16 protein-coding genes are annotated in these 17,123 nt (G+C 50.4%); 6 read left to right on the top strand and 10 right to left on the bottom strand.

Features of this window, described 5'->3' with window-relative positions; all coding sequences use genetic code 11:
• The first annotated feature begins 60 nt into the window (after positions 1-60).
• From IPG31_03585 to IPG31_03595, 3 genes are read left to right on the top strand one after another with little or no spacing between them, the layout of a single operon-like run.
• Positions 61-849 carry a chemotaxis protein CheR gene (locus IPG31_03585; protein MBK6617474.1) on the top strand — a complete coding sequence of 263 codons (789 nt, stop codon included), beginning with the start codon at positions 61-63 and terminating at the stop codon, positions 847-849.
• Between the two features lie 4 nt (positions 850-853).
• Positions 854-1,447 (top strand): chemoreceptor glutamine deamidase CheD, encoded by a 594-nt coding sequence (gene cheD / locus IPG31_03590; protein ID MBK6617475.1) that lies wholly within the window; start codon positions 854-856, stop codon positions 1,445-1,447.
• A 26-nt stretch (positions 1,448-1,473) separates the two neighbouring features.
• Positions 1,474-2,556: a chemotaxis response regulator protein-glutamate methylesterase gene (locus tag IPG31_03595; protein MBK6617476.1), complete on the top strand. Its 1,083-nt coding sequence runs from the start codon at positions 1,474-1,476 to the stop codon at positions 2,554-2,556.
• Positions 2,557-3,034: 478 nt separating this feature from the next.
• On the opposite strand, the gene IPG31_03600 is transcribed toward IPG31_03595, so the two are convergent.
• The 8 genes from IPG31_03600 to IPG31_03635 form a co-directional block, all read right to left on the bottom strand.
• Positions 3,035-3,436, bottom strand: coding sequence for a hypothetical protein (locus tag IPG31_03600; protein ID MBK6617477.1), 402 nt, complete (start codon positions 3,434-3,436; stop codon positions 3,035-3,037).
• A gap of 300 nt (positions 3,437-3,736) precedes the next feature.
• Positions 3,737-4,975, bottom strand: a complete 1,239-nt coding sequence (locus tag IPG31_03605) for a multifunctional CCA addition/repair protein (GenBank protein ID MBK6617478.1) — start codon at positions 4,973-4,975, stop codon at positions 3,737-3,739.
• A 13-nt stretch (positions 4,976-4,988) separates the two neighbouring features.
• Positions 4,989-6,902 (bottom strand): lytic transglycosylase domain-containing protein, encoded by a 1,914-nt coding sequence (locus tag IPG31_03610; GenBank protein ID MBK6617479.1) that lies wholly within the window; start codon positions 6,900-6,902, stop codon positions 4,989-4,991.
• 182 nt (positions 6,903-7,084) lie between these two features.
• Entirely contained in the window at positions 7,085-8,428 is a 1,344-nt protein-coding gene (gene gdhA, locus IPG31_03615; GenBank protein MBK6617480.1) for an NADP-specific glutamate dehydrogenase, read from the bottom strand.
• A 141-nt stretch (positions 8,429-8,569) separates the two neighbouring features.
• Positions 8,570-9,817, bottom strand: a complete 1,248-nt coding sequence (locus tag IPG31_03620; protein MBK6617481.1) for an exo-alpha-sialidase — start codon at positions 9,815-9,817, stop codon at positions 8,570-8,572.
• A gap of 131 nt (positions 9,818-9,948) precedes the next feature.
• The gene (locus IPG31_03625; GenBank protein MBK6617482.1) at positions 9,949-10,461 is read right to left on the bottom strand and encodes a DsrE family protein; all 513 of its coding nucleotides are present in this window, start codon (positions 10,459-10,461) and stop codon (positions 9,949-9,951) included.
• 199 nt (positions 10,462-10,660) lie between these two features.
• On the bottom strand, positions 10,661-10,924 hold the full coding sequence (locus tag IPG31_03630; GenBank protein ID MBK6617483.1) for a hypothetical protein: 264 nt from the start codon (positions 10,922-10,924) through the stop codon (positions 10,661-10,663).
• Between the two features lie 246 nt (positions 10,925-11,170).
• Positions 11,171-11,578: a hypothetical protein gene (locus tag IPG31_03635; GenBank protein ID MBK6617484.1), complete on the bottom strand. Its 408-nt coding sequence runs from the start codon at positions 11,576-11,578 to the stop codon at positions 11,171-11,173.
• 304 nt (positions 11,579-11,882) lie between these two features.
• Here IPG31_03635 and IPG31_03640 point away from each other — a divergent pair, with 304 nt between their 5' ends.
• Positions 11,883-12,332, top strand: a complete 450-nt coding sequence (locus IPG31_03640) for a hypothetical protein (GenBank protein ID MBK6617485.1) — start codon at positions 11,883-11,885, stop codon at positions 12,330-12,332.
• Positions 12,333-12,480: 148 nt separating this feature from the next.
• On the opposite strand, the gene IPG31_03645 is transcribed toward IPG31_03640, so the two are convergent.
• Positions 12,481-12,648 carry a transposase gene (locus tag IPG31_03645; protein ID MBK6617486.1) on the bottom strand — a complete coding sequence of 56 codons (168 nt, stop codon included), beginning with the start codon at positions 12,646-12,648 and terminating at the stop codon, positions 12,481-12,483.
• A gap of 200 nt (positions 12,649-12,848) precedes the next feature.
• Between IPG31_03645 and IPG31_03650 the strand changes: the two genes are divergently transcribed.
• Both IPG31_03650 and IPG31_03655 read left to right on the top strand, forming a co-directional pair.
• Positions 12,849-13,904 carry an efflux RND transporter periplasmic adaptor subunit gene (locus tag IPG31_03650; GenBank protein MBK6617487.1) on the top strand — a complete coding sequence of 352 codons (1,056 nt, stop codon included), beginning with the start codon at positions 12,849-12,851 and terminating at the stop codon, positions 13,902-13,904.
• Positions 13,901-16,936 carry an efflux RND transporter permease subunit gene (locus tag IPG31_03655; protein ID MBK6617488.1) on the top strand — a complete coding sequence of 1,012 codons (3,036 nt, stop codon included), beginning with the start codon at positions 13,901-13,903 and terminating at the stop codon, positions 16,934-16,936. Before IPG31_03650 ends, IPG31_03655 begins: the two co-directional genes overlap by 4 nt.
• Here the strand turns inward: IPG31_03655 and IPG31_03660 are convergent.
• Positions 16,923-17,081: a hypothetical protein gene (locus IPG31_03660; protein ID MBK6617489.1), complete on the bottom strand. Its 159-nt coding sequence runs from the start codon at positions 17,079-17,081 to the stop codon at positions 16,923-16,925. The genes IPG31_03655 and IPG31_03660 overlap by 14 nt on opposite strands.
• Positions 17,082-17,123 lie beyond the last annotated feature (42 nt).

Here is a 17,123-nt window from a genome sequence, read left to right on the forward strand (position 1 = left end):
GCTGAAAAAACCTTGCGTGAATATCCGTTTTCACCGCATGATTTCGAGTCGGTCAAGCGCATGATTTATGCGCGCGCAGGTATTGCACTGGCCGATAATCGGCAGGAAATGGTGTATACCCGGTTATCCAAACGACTGCGTGCAACCGGTTCACAAGGTTTTGGCGAGTACTTGAACCATCTGGACAAAAATGCTGAAGATCAGGAATGGGAGGCGTTTGTCAATGCGCTGACGACCAACCTGACGGCATTTTTTCGTGAAGAACATCATTTTCCGGTATTGGCCGAACACATCAAAAAAAGAAGAAGCGGACAAGTGATGAAGCTCTGGTGCAGCGCGGCTTCCACCGGCGAGGAGGCTTACTCGATGGCAATCACCATGGTGGAGGCATTTGGCTCAATCAAGCCGCCAGTACGTATTCTGGCAACTGATATTGATACGAATGTGCTGGCGACTGCCACGCAGGGAGTTTATGCAACTGAGCGGCTGGAAAATATGTCGCCGGCACGGATCAAACGTTTCTTTCTCAAAGGCAGTGGCAGCCAGGCGGGGTATGTTCAGGTAAAGCGTGAATTGCAGGACATGATTACATTCCGCCAGTTCAACCTGCTGGATGCCAAATGGCCATTACGTGGGAAGTTTGAAGCGATATTCTGTCGGAACGTTATGATTTATTTCGACAAACCAACACAGTATCGGATTCTGGAAAAATTTGCACCGCTTCTCGACCAGGAAGGACTCCTGTTTATGGGGCACTCTGAGGTTTTTACGCATGCCGCTGATCTGATCAAGCTGTGTGGCCGTACCATTTATAAACCCGTCAAACAGGATTCAAAACCGGGTGGGTAATAAAATCGGCAATCCAGACAACCCTGATCAGGCAACTAATTTTTACTACGATCAGTATCTCAAGCTTGAGGCGGTCAAGTTGTTGCCAGGAGAATACTACGTCACCACTCGGGATATGGTGTTGTCAACCGTGCTCGGGTCATGTGTTTCCGCCTGTATTTATGATTTTCAAAGCGGCATCGGTGGAATGAACCATTTCATGTTGCCGTCAGGCAAGGATGATTACGGTGCGCAATTGCCGAGCGCGCGTTTCGGGGATTCCGCCATGGAAATACTGCTACGGGAAGTGCTCCGGCGTGGTGCGCGCCGCGCCAATCTGGTTGCGAAGGTATTTGGTGGCGGAAATGTGCAGCGGGCAATGATCACCACTCATGTTGGCTCGCAGAATGCCAGGTTTGTCAAAGATTACCTCGCCAAACATCAAATCCGTGTGCTGGCTACTGATCTGGCAGGCATCAATCCGCGCAAGATTCATTTTTTCCCAAGAAGCGGCAAGGTGTTGATGAAAAAATTATATGTATTGCACAACGATACCATCCTGCAGCGTGAGCAGCGCTACAACCGTTTGCTGTTAATGGCCGCGAAAACCGTGGCGTAATTGATTTCGTTACTATCTGAAATATCATGAAAAAAACTCGCGTACTTATAATCGATGATTCTGCCCTGATCCGGAATTTACTGACACAGATTATCAATAGTCAGCCGGATATGGAGGTCATCGGGGCTGCTCCCGATCCCCTGGTGGCAAGAGAAATGATCCGCGCCAGCAATCCGGATGTGCTGACGCTGGATATCGAGATGCCAAAAATGGATGGATTGACGTTCCTTGAAAAACTGATGCGGCTGCGGCCGATGCCGGTGGTCATGGTTTCAACCCTGACTGATCAGGGCTCGGATGCCACATTCCGCGCGCTGGAACTGGGTGCGGTAGATTATATTGCCAAGCCAAAAATGGATATTCGTAATGGCATGGAAAGCTATACAGATGAAATCACGGACAAGCTTCGAGCGGCCAGCACAGCACGTGTTCGCCGTCTGGAACCTTCTGCCGGCACGCATGAAGCTCGCCAGGTACAGGCGCAGCCGACCACATTCAGACAACAGGCCACGTCAACAGAGAAGCTGATTATTATTGGTGCTTCAACAGGCGGCACCGAGGCGCTCAAGGAGTTTTTGACCGCTCTGCCATCCGACTGTCCGGGGATTCTGATCACGCAGCACATGCCGCCAGCGTTTACGCGCTCATTTGCGGAACGTCTGGATCGGCTCAGTAAAATTCGTGTGATGGAAGCGCAAGGAGGGGAGCGTGTGCTGCCTGGCCACGCCTATCTGGCTCCGGGACACTCGCATCTGTTACTGAAAAAAAATGGCGCTAACTATGTCACAGAATTAAGCCAGGCTGAGCCCGTCAACCGTTTCCGGCCTTCGGTGGATGTGCTGTTTCATTCCGCCGCCAAATACGCGGGAAGCAATGCAATTGGCGTCATCCTGACTGGCATGGGCAAGGACGGCGCAGCCGGTATGCTGGCGATGCGTGAAGCAGGCGCCTGCAACTTTGCTCAGGATGAAGCCAGCTGCGTGGTTTTTGGCATGCCCAAAGAAGCGATTGCGATCGGTGCGGTTGAGGAAATCGTACCACTGTCTGAAATGACCAGACGAGTCATGGCTAAAATCACCACGATGGGGAATTACGCTATTCGGGTGTAGTGCGTAGGTTGGGGTGAGCTTGCGAACCCCAACGCAAACGCCAAACCAATTAAACCGCCTCTGGGGAACCGGAGGCGGTTTTTTTTGTGCGCCCAGCATGGGCGCACTCCTGCACAAAATGCAAAAGGGTTAGACCCCTATTGCCTTGATTATGGCTGGCTGGTGATTGAACGGCTGTCGTGTTGGGGTTCGTGTCTCACCCCAACCTACGTTCTATTATCGATTACGGTGACACGATTACAGATTACGGTGACGGATTACGGTGACAGTTTACTAAATATACTTAGCTCCCACCCTTTACTTTTTTTGGGGGGCCGCGTTTCTTCGCCTTAAATTCACGGCCAGTCATTGCCGTTAACTTTTCGATCTAACAAAATTACGGTGACAGTTTACCAAATACACTAACTATGCCATGCTGGCAATGTTGCATAATCAATATATTTAGTAAACTGTCACCGTAATTATCACCGTAATTACCTTATTTCTGACCTGTGCGCATATAACGTTTTGCTTTGGCGATAGCTTCGTCTTGATTTGGTTGGCATCCAAACATATTGGCACACCAGGCCTTAGTCCAGATTTGATATTTTCCATTACCCAAGGGTTCCCTCGATATACTGAAGGCTAAGTTTACTGAGTATTCAGTTGGGTTGTATGTTTGGATGATGGTGTCGTTATGAATTTGCAGTTTGAAACCAGCATTGTCATTTACAAAGAATGTTGCACGCTCCCACATAACCTTGCATTCATCTTCGCTATTGCAGTAAAGAGGAGTATCTATTTCTTGCTGAAGTTCGACAGATAACTTCAGCTGATTTGATGCGCATCCAGACAGAACGGCGGTGAACGCGACGAAGAGTAGAGCGTGATTAATATTCATGATTTTCTCCTTTTATTTTTTAAGGCATAACGCTCGCCATAACCGCAAATTACGAAATATAGCGCGTAGGTTGGGGTGAGGCATGAACCCCAACACGGATTACGGTGACAGTTTACTAAATATACTTAGCTCCCACCCTTTACTTTTTTTGGGGGACCGCATTTCTTCGCCTTAAATTCACGGCCAGTCATTGCCGTTAACTTTTCGATCTAATCCTCCGAACCAAATAGCCGGATATTACAATACGAAGTAAGCAAGCCATGCTGACAATATGGCATTATTGGTATATTTAGTAAACTGTCACCGTAATATCAGAATCTCCTTGATTGCCGCTACTTTTGCCGAGTAGATATGCTGATTGATCAGCATGGACAAATGAGCATTCCCCGTATTATTTCGTTGCAACCGACCGGCAATGGCACCGGCGTCGACTTGAATTGCCGCCTGCAACGCTCGCTGCAAATGCGCCATCTGCCGGTATTCCTGTTGCGCAAAACCAGGACGACCATGAAAATCACTGGCGCAGGTCTGTAGAAATGCGTCAAACCGGTCAGGTTTGCGATACGCATCGGTTGAGCGCAATAGCTCAGCGATTTCAGTCGCGGTTAAATCCAGTGCACGATGCACTTCGCCATGCAAGCGTGTGACCAGCAGAGCCAGCGCTCTTGCTTCTCCCGGCACGCGTAAGCGCTCGCACAACGCGTCTACGAGCGCGATGCCTCGCACCTCATGGCCAGCATGCTGCGGCCATTGCTCCGGCGGTGTTGTCCCTTTGCCAAGATCATGCATCAGCGCGGCAAAACGTACTTCAAGCGCATATTGTCTGGCTGCTGCATGATCGATGACCATCATGACATGCACGCCGGTATCAATCTCGGGGTGGGCGTGCGGGGATTGCGGCACACCAAACAGAACATCAACTTCCGGCATGATCCGCGCCAGCGCGCCACACTCGCGCAGTACATAAAACATGCGCGATGGATGTGTTTCCATCAATCCGCGCGCCATTTCCTGCCAGACACGTTCGGCCACCAGCGCATCGACTTCGCCGTCGTGCACTATCTGCTTCATCAGTGCGAGCGTCTCAGGAGCAACCTGGAAGCCAAAGCGGGCGGCAAAACGCGCGATCCGCAAAACCCTGACCGGATCTTCGACAAATGCCGGGCCGATATGCCGCAAAATACCAGCCTGCAAATCGGCGATACCACCAAATGGATCGATAATCTCACCATGCTCATCCTTGGCAAGCGCGTTGATAGTCAGATCACGCCGCGCCAGATCTTCCTGCAGAGTTACCTCCGGTGTCGCATAAATCTCAAATCCTCTGTATCCGCGAGAAACCTTGCGCTCGGTACGCGCCAGCGCATATTGTTCATGGGTTTGGGGATGCAGAAAAACCGGAAAATCCTTGCCGACCGGACGGTAGCCCATTTGTTCAAGTTGCGCTGGCGTTGCACCGACGACAACATAATCATGATCCTGGACGGGCAATCCGAGTAACTCGTCACGCACGGAACCGCCAACCAGGTAGGTCTTCATTCCCGGATAACGGCTAGTTGACTTGTTTGGCGGCAACGATTCCCAGCCGCTCTTTCAGAGTAGGTCTGCGCTGATGATTGAATTGGCTGGCGTAATACATCGAATTATTCAGGACAACCTGAACATAGTCGCGCGTTTCATTGAAAGGAATGGTCTCCGCATAAATCGCCCCCTCCAGGGGCTTGACATCACGCCAGCGCCTCGCCCGCCCAGGTCCCGCATTATAGGCGGCAGCGGCCAGCAGGGGTTGCTGGTCGAACTGATCCAGCACATGCCTGAGATAATAAGTTCCTAACTGAAGGTTGGTATTGATTTCAGTCACCATACCCGTCTGAAATTTTGGTATCCCGAGCTTACCGGCAACCCATTTGGCTGTCGCCGGCATCAACTGCATCAACCCCATGGCGCCCGCGCTGGATTTGATATCGGCGATAAACCGGCTTTCCTGGCGAATCAGCCCATAAACATACGCTTCATCAAGCTGTTGTTGCTTGATGACCGGCTCCATTTGGGTGCGATACGGCGCCAGATAACGCAAGCTGAAATCATGCTGGGAAACGGTTTTCAGTGCCGTATTGATGGTGCGATCATAAATCTGGTGACGTTCGGCAACCCTGGCAGCTGCCAATAGCTGCTGATCATTAAACTGACTGATAGTCCAGCTCCATTCACGATTGGCTTCCACGCGCTGGCCAAGCCGATACAGCGTAAGCGCACGCCGGATACCCGGATTATTTTCCATCGCGCGGATGTCTTGCTCACTGGGAGCATGCCGTACCACCGGAATACTCATCATCACGCCCAGCTCCTCCTTGGCGAGTTGCCCATAGTAGCTGTGCTCATTACTTAACTGTGCAAGCAGCTTATTGGCATCACTTTTCTTGCCGGTTGCCTTGAACGCGCGCGCGCGCCAATAGCGCCACGCGTCCTCCTGCCGCATTGACTCCGGCATGGCTTCGATGCTTTGCAGCACCATCTGCCAGTTATGCTGGCGCAGTGCGGTTCGCGTCCACCAGGCATGATTGATTGCGGACAGCGGATAGGTTGTTTTACCACTCACGGCTTGCGTAAACCAGTTCAATGCACGCTCGTCCTGACGGATAGCCGCCCAATAAGCAAGATTACCCAAAAAATAAGATTGATCAGTGGCAGAAAACTGCCCGCGCACTTTCAACCAGCGTGCCAGCCCATGATTGGTATCGCTGCGCAACAACCGCAGCAAGGCAAATAAAACTACCTCTTTATCAGCACGGGTTTTGATATTTTTTTGTTGATCGAGAAAGCGTGCAGGATTTTTTGTTGCCGCATCGATTCTGCGTGGATCAATTGCCTGACCGGCAGCCAGATGCTTATTGGATTCTTTGGCAACGCTGGTATTACCTGCCGCCAGCGCCGCCCGAATTCTTGACCAGATATCATCTGTCGAGATTTTTCCAGATCGAATTAATTCCTGAAAGGGAGCAACACAACCTCTTGGCATATTGCGCCCACTCAGCCAGCGTGATTTTAATTCCGCCACTGCAGTCTGGTCGCTATTGAGCAGCTTCATGTACAACGCGAAGCATACGACATGATCATCCTGTTGAACCAGTTTGGGGAATTCCTCGTTGAATGCCGCCCATTGCCGACCCTCCCCTAATATCTGCAGCCATTCTCCCCGTAATTTATCGGCGATATAACTGCTTTGATACCTTGCCAGAAAATCCTTAACCCGGGTTTCGTCATACTTCTGAGCGGACAGGCGCAAACGATAGTATTCCGCATAGGGCGCCAGCGGGTGCTGGCGCAGACGATCCGCATAAAAAGTGACTTTCGTCACATCCTTTGCACGAAATGCTTCCTGGATTTTGATGAAATCTCCATCCATATTGGCAGACAACAACCCGACCCACCAAAATAACACCCATCCGCCCAGAATTTTTTTCACGACATGCCCGTATCCAGAAACTGTCATACTGAATTTACCCAACCCTTCTCACCCCGCTTCGTTATGACTAACCAGTTTTACTGGAAAGAAAAATAGTCAATATCATGAGCAAAGCCGTCTTTACCCACTTCTTCTGACTAGCCTCCCCTATCAGGGCAAATCGGATAGATAATTCAACACTATCAAATCACGCCTTGCGCCTGCATCGCATCAGATACTTTTACAAAACCGGCAATGTTAGCACCATCAATATAATTGACACGGCCATCATCGGCTGTGCCGTAATCGATACAGGATTGATGAATCGCTTTCATAATGCCCAGTAAACGCATATCCACCTCTTCAGGCCCCCATGAGAGCCGCATTGCCTGCTGACTCATTTCCAGACCAGAGGTGGATACCCCGCCAGCATTGCTCGCCTTGCCCGGTGCAAATAATACCCCGGCATGTTCAAAACGCTCAATCGCTCCTGCCGTACAGGGCATATTCGCTCCTTCCGCCACACAGCTCACTCCCTGTTTAATTAGAATAGCCGCATCATCCTCGCTGATCTCATTTTGCGTGGCACAGGGCAGCGCCACATCAACCGGCACATACCACGGTTTCTCGCCGGGCAGAAACTTGACACCTACACGTTCCGCATAATCACTGACTCTGCCATACAGGTGATTCTTGATTTCAGCCAGAATGGCCAGTTTTTCCGTTGTAAAACCGGCTTCATCGACAATACTGCCGCTGGAATCAGAGATCGTCACTACCTTGGCACCCAAAGCCATGGCTTTTTCTATCGCAAACTGCGCGACATTTCCTGACCCGGATACGGCCACGCGCAACCCATCGAGCGAACGACCCGCATGTTTGAGCATTTCATCCACAAAATAAACCACGCCATAACCTGTGGCCTCCGGACGTAATAATGACCCTCCAAAACTTAATCCCTTACCGGTAAACACACAGTCGGAACGATTGGTCAATTTTCTGACCATCCCGACCATAAAACCGATTTCCCTGCCACCCACTCCGATATCACCCGCTGGCACATCGGTATCCGCGCCAATATGCCGGAACAATTCGCTGACATACGCCTGACAAAAACGCATCACTTCGCCTGGACTTCTGCCTTTCGGGTCAAAATCTGATCCGCCTTTACCGCCACCCATTGGTAGTGTTGTCAGAGCATTCTTGAAGGTCTGCTCAAATGCCAGAAACTTGAGGATGGAAAGATTAACCGAGGGATGAAAGCGCGTACCACCCTTGTAAGGTCCGATCGCAGAATTATGCTGAATACGGTAACCACGGTTGACTTTTACTTCTCCATGATCATCCACCCAGGCAACCCGGAACATGATCACCCGTTCCGGCTCGATCAGGCGATCAAGCAGACCATGCTCCGCATAGCGCCGATGCTTCACAATGAACGGCCACAAGCTTTCCACTACCTCGGTTACCGCTTGCAGAAACTCAGGTTGCCCAGGGTTTCTTTCCGCAACATAATTCCTGAATTCCTCGATACTTTTGTATTTCATTTCTCTCCTCCCTGTTGAATTATTCCCCAAAGTCGGTTTTTTATTTAACTTCATTCCGACAACCATGAAATTTCCCTGATTTCGTTGTGGATTGCAAGGCATTTCTGAAAAATTTCAAAAAATGGGCTGCTGAAAACAACTTTAATTCTTCAGTACACCAACAGGCAGAACCAAAGTACGTAGGCCATATTCCGGCGCGGGCGCCGTCCAGGCCAGTATGAGCTCACCATCGCTGGCGCGCACCATCTGTGGCACGCCGGTTGCGCGCCCCGGATCGATATCCAGCAATTTGAGTGTGGGATGAAGCGTGCCATCAATTGAGAGTGCACGCAGTATAAGCGGAGATCGTTTGCTGATTTTATTGATTGCACCCAACCAGGCAATCACAGCAGTTTTTTTATCTAACCAGGCAAGACTGATCCGCCCCAATGGCTGGCTGGCATCTACCTCAAGCGGCCCGGAAAAATGTTTACCACCATCATGGGAAAGCGCCGCACGTACTGTTGGCCGGTTATTTGCTGCCGTAAACCACGCCGATACCACCTGATTGTCATTGGCAATTAATCCGGGGCCATTGACCGGGCAAGCATCGATTACCCAGTTATCCTGGCCAAGCTTAACGGGTTTTAACCACTTTCCCTCTTCCATGCGTGCCATATGATGATCACGGACATGACCAGCACGCCGACTACGCCACGCAATGACCGGGCCGGTTATTGACGTTGTCGCTGCCGTCCAGCAACAGGTGCAGGTGTCATCGTCGATCACTTCCTCAGCATGCAGAGTGCCGTCCCGGTCAAGCTTCGTATAGCGCAGCGCAAATTTACCCATGCCACCCGTCTGATAGTCACGGCCATCCAGCCAGATGATGCCCGCACTGCCCCCAACTGGAAAAATTGATACGAACCCATGTTCAGCCGCGACGCCGTCACGATGCGGTTTGACTGCGGATTGCCAGCTCAGCCCTGCGTCAGTTGAAATGGATAGGTGAATATCGTAATCATAACTGCGCCCCCCGGGAGATTTAACCAGCCAGTGCGCTACCCAAAAATGGGCATCTATTGCCACGACCGATGGAAAATCTGCCCAGTTGATAAACCAGTTACTCCCCTTTGTCACCACGCCAGTTCTGACCCACTGCCCCTTATTGCGGAGTGCATACTTGAGTGCATGATGCTCATCTTTTTTCCCAGCATGAGTCGTTTCCACCCAGCTTAGCAACACTGAACCATCGGGCACGGTCACAAGGCGCGGCAGTCTCGCTCCTTTTTCCGCAGGATTGTCGATTATCCAAGCCTGTGCCTGGCCATTTATTGACGGCAGAAAAGCCAGCATGCAAATCAGAAACAAGCCTGTACTGGATGCCATGGTTTTGATCAGTCGAAACATAAAAACCCTTCGTTATCACGAAAATTTATATATTCTTTATGCATCAAAAAAAAGCATGGCAATCTGTGCAGGCAACCACACACAAACCGCCATGCTTAATTGGGACTCCTGGTTACTGACTATTCAATAAGTTAAAAATCAATCACTTTATCTGCGCGCAAGAAGAGCTGCTGTACGCTTGGCATATTGCCCATATGCGCACCCTCGCGCACGATATCAGGCGTAACGCCGCCAATCACAGCGCATCCTGGGCAAACCATGATGGAAACACCTTTACTGATCAGATCATCCCAATACTGTTGCAGATTCTTTCCACTCGAACAGGTGAAAATGGAAAGATCAGGCACATCAACTGTATCCGCCAGCTCCACTGCACTCAGATTCAGGAAAAGCGTCACTTCATTGGCATATCTCGGTCCCAGTTTCCTGCCAAGTACATGATCGGTTATTCCCATTGCCATACAAACTGATTGCCAGTTGTGTCCACCCGCCACGGGATCTTCCCAATTGGCGGCATCAAACGAATTCAGCTTGACGACTATACTCTGCCGTTTATTTGGATTCATTGCCTGTGCATTGCCAAAACATAACATGAACACAAGCAGGGATAACAGAAAGACCAGATACTTTTTGTCGAAATTCATCACATACCTCTATAAATTATTAATAAAAAATGGCACATATTTACCTTTTCCCGATTTCATCAATCCTGTATCAGTAAAAAAGGAAATCCAACATAACATGGCGGCAAGACACTGTAAATGCGACAAATTGTCGCACTGATACCCCGCTGAAAACAAAAATGGCAGTTATGAGGAAGGTTACAACGACCAGAAAACAGTATCAGCACCGCCTCGCATTGTTGCTCAGCATTTCGGTCAGTATCGACGTCAGCATGATCACGATCAGCAGCATCCACCACGGACTTGATCCTTCGCCAATACTGGCATCTTTGCGATGCACGGTGATCAGGTGAATGCCATAGCGCGCCAATAAATTCAGGTCACGAATCGGGCGCTGCGCATAACGCAAGGTTACTTGAGGGTGTGAGACTGGCTGGCGCAGCTGGAACAATAGGTGGAAGCTCTCGCCGAGTTGCGCCGCCACTGATCATCCGGCTATTTTAAGTCAGACAGCGGGCGGTATGCGCAGCCCGAGCGATGAGCCGGAAGCATTAGAAGTGATCCGCCGGCTTGGAGCGGGTAACTTATCATACATGACGGCTTTGCTATTATTTATCTCAGTGAGGAAGGAAGGCAATAAAAAACCCACCGTAGTGGGCTTTTTGCTAAAAACCTGGAGGTTTGGATTTAGGATTGATCCAAATGCTTCCTCGTATGTTAACCGAATCACTTAACTTTTCTTTTTACCTGAAGTGACGAATGCCGGACGGATCGATTGTTCTTCAGCCATTTCTTTGTGATACGCAGCTTTCTTTAAACTTTCTTCAGCTTCTTTTTCAAACTCATGAATTTTATATTCAACGTGTTTTTTAATATTTCTTCCGTTTTTTCCAAAGAAACCACTTTTAGGCTTGTGACTCAACGCTTCAATCTGCTCTTCTATTCTGGCATGCATTTCATCAGCATGATTTTCATAGTAAGCAGCCAGCGCAAGATGATTAACCGTTCCATCGCTGCTCATTGTTACTGAGCCGAGTTGTACGTCCTGTTCCGCAGAGAATCCGCTGATGGGCATTGCCATCACTACCAGCGTCAATAAAGCCATCCATTTTACCAGCCCGCTTTTTCCTGTTTTCATGATCATCTCTCCTAAAATCAATATCATCACGGTAGTCATTCTAGGTAAGTTATGCAGTCAAGAGAATCGGGGAGGCGCTTATTTTTATCTAAGCGAAACCATTAGAGAAACATATAAAACAAACGGTATTTAGCGTGTTTTTGTATCGATTTCGACAATTGTTTCCGGGTAATTACAATTTTGTGTTTTTCATATCAGCTTCTAATGGTTTCCATTAGCGCAAAACAATAGTTTCCCCAATATACGCATTGACCGAAGTTTATTAATATGGTGGCGTATCAATTTACTTGGAGCTATTGCTACTATGAAAACAGAAAAATCTCTGACCGTTTTTTCATTGCTGGCTTTTTTCTTGAATATCGTTTTATCGGCTAATACATTTGCATCAAATGAAGGTGTCAACATGCAGCCTGTCAATCAGGCGCGCAGCAGTTATCTCGATCACATCGCAATAGCAGAACAACACAGGCATTTGGCTAGCAAAATGCAGGATAAAAAAGAAATACAAATAGAAATTCTTAAAAACAAGCCAAGCACCAGTTTTCTCGGCAGAAATGGAAAATATCTTAAATTACGCATCGTGAATAAAATTCAGGAGTACGATCAGGTTGCCCGGGAGAATCTGGCAAAAGCCGCTTACCATAGTGCGATCGCTGCCGAGCAGGCATCCATGAATTCTTCCGCGCAATCCGGTCAAATGGGCAACCAACTGAATAAAGCAAGAATCAAGTCAAACGGAACCAGCGGTTTGTAAATAAATCGTATTGAAGATACACATATCCATAATCGGCACAAGGAGCCTCCATTCTTAGGAGGCAACCCTGCCGCACCACCCGGCATCGGGGTTCGCACTGAACGGTTCGAGAGGTCGGGGTCATGAGAGACGAGGCGCTCCGGCTCGATCAAAGCAGGTGATGGTCAGTACTGTTTTCAGTATCCTGATGCGTCTTTAGCGTCAGTACCACCTGCCCAGCAGCATTGCGTGTCAGCCATTTACTGGCAATCACCGGCCGCGTGATGTAACGGCACAGACGTTTCAATTTCTTACGCTGATTCATGGTGCAACGCACGCCAGCATCCAGGCTAAAGCCATGTGCATTGGCGCAATATTTTTTGTCTGGTTATGATTTCACATTTTGTGTGAACGCAGTTTTCCGCGTCAGTTACCTTTTTGCCGCACGTTATACTTTATGTTGTTGTTTGGTTTTAGACCAAGGGTGCGGGGGTCAACCTGTTAGAATCGGGCAATCACTGCAATCACTTCGTTATCATGACTACCCTTACTCGACTTCTAATTTGCGGTTGTTTTGTTTTCGGATTTTCGGCCTGCTCGATCGATGAGAAGGCGGATTCGGCTCAAACAACGGCTCCCTGGGTAAAAACCGTTCTGGCCAGCGCCGATGATCAATCCGCACTGGAGCTCTCCGGCGTGGTGCGTGCGCGCTATGAAACACCAGTGGCATTTCAGCTGAGTGGACGCATTGCCGCGCGCCACGTTCATGCCGGACAACAGGTTAAAAAAGATCAGCTTTTGTTTGAACTGGATACACGCGATCTGCTGCAGACGATCCAGACTGCCGCAGCTGAGCGGGCAGCCTCAGTAGCCGCACTTGCTACCGCAACAGCAGACGTAGATCGAGACCAGAAATTACTGGCAAGAAATTTCGTGAGCAAGCAAGCGCTTGACCGGAGCAAACTGACTGAACAAGAAGCTCGTGCCCGGCTGAATGCGGCACGGGCAAGAGAAAAGCAGGCACAACATGCTTTGGGATACGCCAGGTTACGTGCGGAAGCATCCGGCGTACTGATTGAGGTGAGCGGCGAGCCTGGCCAGGTCATTTCGTTTGGACAGGCAATTGCGGTGCTGGCACACGATGGTGAGCGGGAGGTGGAGGTATTTTTCCCTGAGACTGCCCTGCCGCGTGAATCAGGCAGTGCCGATCTGCCTGATGGCAATGTGCCACTGCTGCTGCGTGAGGCGGCAGGCGCGGCCAATCCTGCCAGCCGTACCTGGCGCGCACGTTATCGCATCAAGCAGGATCACCAGGATTTATTACTGGGGCGGATCGTAAAAACCCATTTCATAAAAAACAGCGGTGCAGACAGTACACTGAAAATTCCACTCGGCGCCTTGGATGAACGCGGCGAAGGCGCGCGCATCTGGCAGTTGCGCGAGGGTAAGGCGCAACCAGTATCCGCCCAGGTTATTGCACTGGATAATGAGCATGCCTGGGTACGTGCCGATCTAGCGGAGAATAACCGCATCATCGCACTGGGAGTCAACCTGCTTAAACCTGGCATGGCCGTTCAGGCGCTGACGCAGTGAGTTTCCCTAATCTTTCCAAGATTGCTGTCCGCGAACGTTCGGTTACGCTGTTTTTTATTCTGTTTTCAGTTTTTGCCGGCATCTACGCTTTTCTTTCGCTGGGGCGCGCGGAAGATCCCGCATTTACCGTACGGGTAATGGTGGTATCGGTACTTTGGCCAGGCGCTACTACGGAGGAAATCCAAAACCAGGTAGTGGATCGTCTGGAAAAACGTGTTCAGGAAGTAGAACATCTATACCGCATTGAAACCACGATTCGTCCAGGTCGGGCTGATTTGCAGGTGGAATTTCATGATTATGTTACCAACGCCATGATTCTGGATCTTTTCTACCAGGTGCGCAAACGCATGGTGGATGAGGCGCCCCGTCTTCCGCGAGAAGTGGTTGGGCCCATCATCAACGAGGATTTTTCTGACGTTTACTTCACGCTCATCGCACTTACCGCCCCCGGCATGCCCATGTGGCAGCTGACACGTGCAACAGAAGCGATACGCGACCGTCTGCAACGGGTTGAAGGCGTGCATAAAGCGCTGATATTGGGAGAGCGCAGCGAGCGGGTCTATATCGAGTTTGATAACGCTCGGCTGATCAATCTGGGAATTTCTCCACAGCAAATCTTTGATGCGATTGAGGCGCACAATCGCATGGTGCCTGCTGGTTTTCTGGAAACAGCCGGGCCACGCATCTATATCCGGCTGGATACCGATCTTGCTGATCCCGCAGCGCTTGCCGCCATTCCAATCCGCATTGGCGATAGCCTGCTGCGCCTCGATGACGTTGCAACCATCAGTCGTGGCTATGAGGACCCCCCGAGTTACCTGGTCCGGGCGCAAGGCGAGGATGCGGTTGTGCTGGGCGTCGTCATGCGCAAAGGTGAGAACGGCCTGGATCTCGGAGAACGTCTTGCCACTTTTTTGGAAGCTGAGCGTGGCCGCCTGCCACTTGGCATGTCCATGACACAACTGACCAATCAGGCCGAGGTCATTTCTGCTGCTGTCGATCTTTTTCAGATCAAGCTGCTGGTTGCCGTCATGGTTGTAATGGGCGTAACCTTGCTGGCAATCGGCTGGCATGCGGGGCTGGTAGTCGGGATTGCCATTCCGATCACGCTGGGCATCACTTTCCTCCTGATCAAGGCAGGCGGCATCAATCTTGATCGTATCTCACTCGGCGCGTTGATTATCGCGCTTGGATTACTGGTGGATGACGCCATTATCTCGATTGAAATGATGGTGGTGAAGATGTCCGAAGGTTGGGACCGTGTACGCGCCGCAACTCATGCCTGGACCGTCACCGCAGCGCCGATGCTGTTCGGAACGCTGGTTACCATAGCGGGTTTTGTGCCAATTGGTTTTGCAAAATCGGGTGTAGGTGAATATGCAGGTAATATTTTCTGGGTACTTGCTTATTCGCTGTTGGCATCCTGGATCGTGGCAGTAACTTTTACACCTTATTTAGGCACTTTGCTGTTGCCTGACCAGCAGAAACATGCAGCCGATGAAGGCAAGCTTTATCAGACACCGCGCTACAATAAAATTCGCGCACTGATCCGCTGGTGCGTGCTGCATCGGAAAACCATTGTATTCGGTACCATCGCCTTGCTGCTGTCAAGCATTGCCGGACTGATCGGGCCAGTGCAAAAGCAGTTCTTCCCCAGCTCTGATCGTCCGGAAATACTGGTCAGCATTTTTATGCCGCAGGGCAGCGCCATCATCAATACCGATGCGACGGTACAGAAAATGGAAGCGATTCTTGCTGAAATGCCGGAGATCAAAACGTACTCGTCCTACATTGGTGCGGGCGTGCCACGCTTTTTCTTTGCGGTCAATCCAGAACAGCCCGACCCGGCTTTTGCCAAACTCATTATCGTGGCGAAAGACGCGGCTGCGCGCGATAAAATTATGGCAGCGCTTGATCATCATATTGTCAACGGCGCATTTCCGGAAGCAAGGGTCCGGGTAACGACATTATTGTTTGGCCCGCCCATTGTCTGGCCTATCACATTTCGTGTCGTTGGTCCAGATCCGGTCAATCTACGGGAAATTGCGCATCAGGTGCGGGATGTCATGAAAACCAACCCCTACGCGCATGACCCCCATCTGGAATGGGATGAGCGAGCACCAATACTCCATCTGGCCATCGATCAAAACCAACTGAGCCTGACTGGACTGACACCCCAGGATATTGCGCAGCAGCTTCAATTCCAGCTCGATGGTTTGTCCGTTACAGAGGTGCGGCATGGTATCCGCACGGTGGAGGTGCGTGCACGTGGTCTAAAGGATAACAAGTCAGATCTATTGGCGTTGGAAATAAAAACCCAGGATGGACGCAAAGTGCCTCTGGCGCAAATTGGCGAACAGCAGGTGCGTTATGAAGACCCGGTTATCCGGCGCTACAATCGCGAACTTTTCATCGCAGTGAATGCGGAAGCGCGTGGCGCGCAGTCGAGTGATATTACTGCGGACATCTGGGAAAATCTCAAAAATATCCGGCAGGCATTGCCCGAAGATTACCGCATCGATATTGGCGGAACCGTCGAAGACTCAATTCGTGCCGATTCCTCGATCGAGAAACTGCAGCCACTTATGGTTGGCCTGATGCTGATCTTCATCATGTTGCAGATGCGTTCATTTTCCGGCACCTTTATCGTCGTGGCAACGGCTCCCCTGGGTTTAATAGGCGCAGTAATCGCTTTATTGCTGTTCAACCAGCCTTTTGGCTTTGTTGCACTTCTTGGATTGACGGGTTTGGCGGGTATTCTGATGCGCAACACCTTGATTCTCACCCAGCAAGTGTCAGACAACATCGCAGCGGGCATGGAAATTCTACCTGCCGTGGTGGAGGCTGCCGTGCACCGATCCCGCCCGGTTGTCCTGACAGCGCTGGCCGCTGCGCTGGCCTTTATTCCCCTGACGCTCGACAGTTTCTGGGGACCGCTCGCCTATGTATTGATCGGTGGCGTACTGGTTGGCACCGCAATTACACTGCTTTTTGTTCCGGCGCTGTACGCGCTCTGGTTCAGGATACGTTGACCATACCTCCTGGGTATGAGAGGACATAGGCATAGAAAATAAACCACCTTTTCCATGGGCTTTGAATGCGCTGAAAGCTGGCACCTTTGCGATGTGCGGCGATCAGATAAATGCCATAGCGCCCCCCATCCGCTATAGTCATCATGCCGCTCATGATCGTGGCATACGATAGCGAAATCAGAAAGCG

Origin of the sequence: Nitrosomonas sp., from assembly GCA_016703745.1 — a bacterium.
Lineage (GTDB): Bacteria > Pseudomonadota > Gammaproteobacteria > Burkholderiales > Nitrosomonadaceae > Nitrosomonas.

Coding starts and splice junctions, on each gene's coding strand:
- IPG31_03625 (MBK6617482.1), bottom strand. CDS start 10,461: ATGAATTTCGACAAAAAGTATCTGGTCTTTCTGTTATCCCTGCTTGTG.
- IPG31_03600 (MBK6617477.1), bottom strand. CDS start 3,436: ATGAATATTAATCACGCTCTACTCTTCGTCGCGTTCACCGCCGTTCTG.
- gdhA (MBK6617480.1), bottom strand. CDS start 8,428: ATGAAATACAAAAGTATCGAGGAATTCAGGAATTATGTTGCGGAAAGA.
- IPG31_03635 (MBK6617484.1), bottom strand. CDS start 11,578: ATGAAAACAGGAAAAAGCGGGCTGGTAAAATGGATGGCTTTATTGACG.
- IPG31_03595 (MBK6617476.1), top strand. CDS start 1,474: ATGAAAAAAACTCGCGTACTTATAATCGATGATTCTGCCCTGATCCGG.
- IPG31_03650 (MBK6617487.1), top strand. CDS start 12,849: ATGACTACCCTTACTCGACTTCTAATTTGCGGTTGTTTTGTTTTCGGA.
- IPG31_03605 (MBK6617478.1), bottom strand. CDS start 4,975: ATGAAGACCTACCTGGTTGGCGGTTCCGTGCGTGACGAGTTACTCGGA.
- IPG31_03640 (MBK6617485.1), top strand. CDS start 11,883: ATGAAAACAGAAAAATCTCTGACCGTTTTTTCATTGCTGGCTTTTTTC.
- IPG31_03660 (MBK6617489.1), bottom strand. CDS start 17,081: ATGATGACTATAGCGGATGGGGGGCGCTATGGCATTTATCTGATCGCC.
- IPG31_03585 (MBK6617474.1), top strand. CDS start 61: ATGATTTATGCGCGCGCAGGTATTGCACTGGCCGATAATCGGCAGGAA.
- IPG31_03620 (MBK6617481.1), bottom strand. CDS start 9,817: ATGTTTCGACTGATCAAAACCATGGCATCCAGTACAGGCTTGTTTCTG.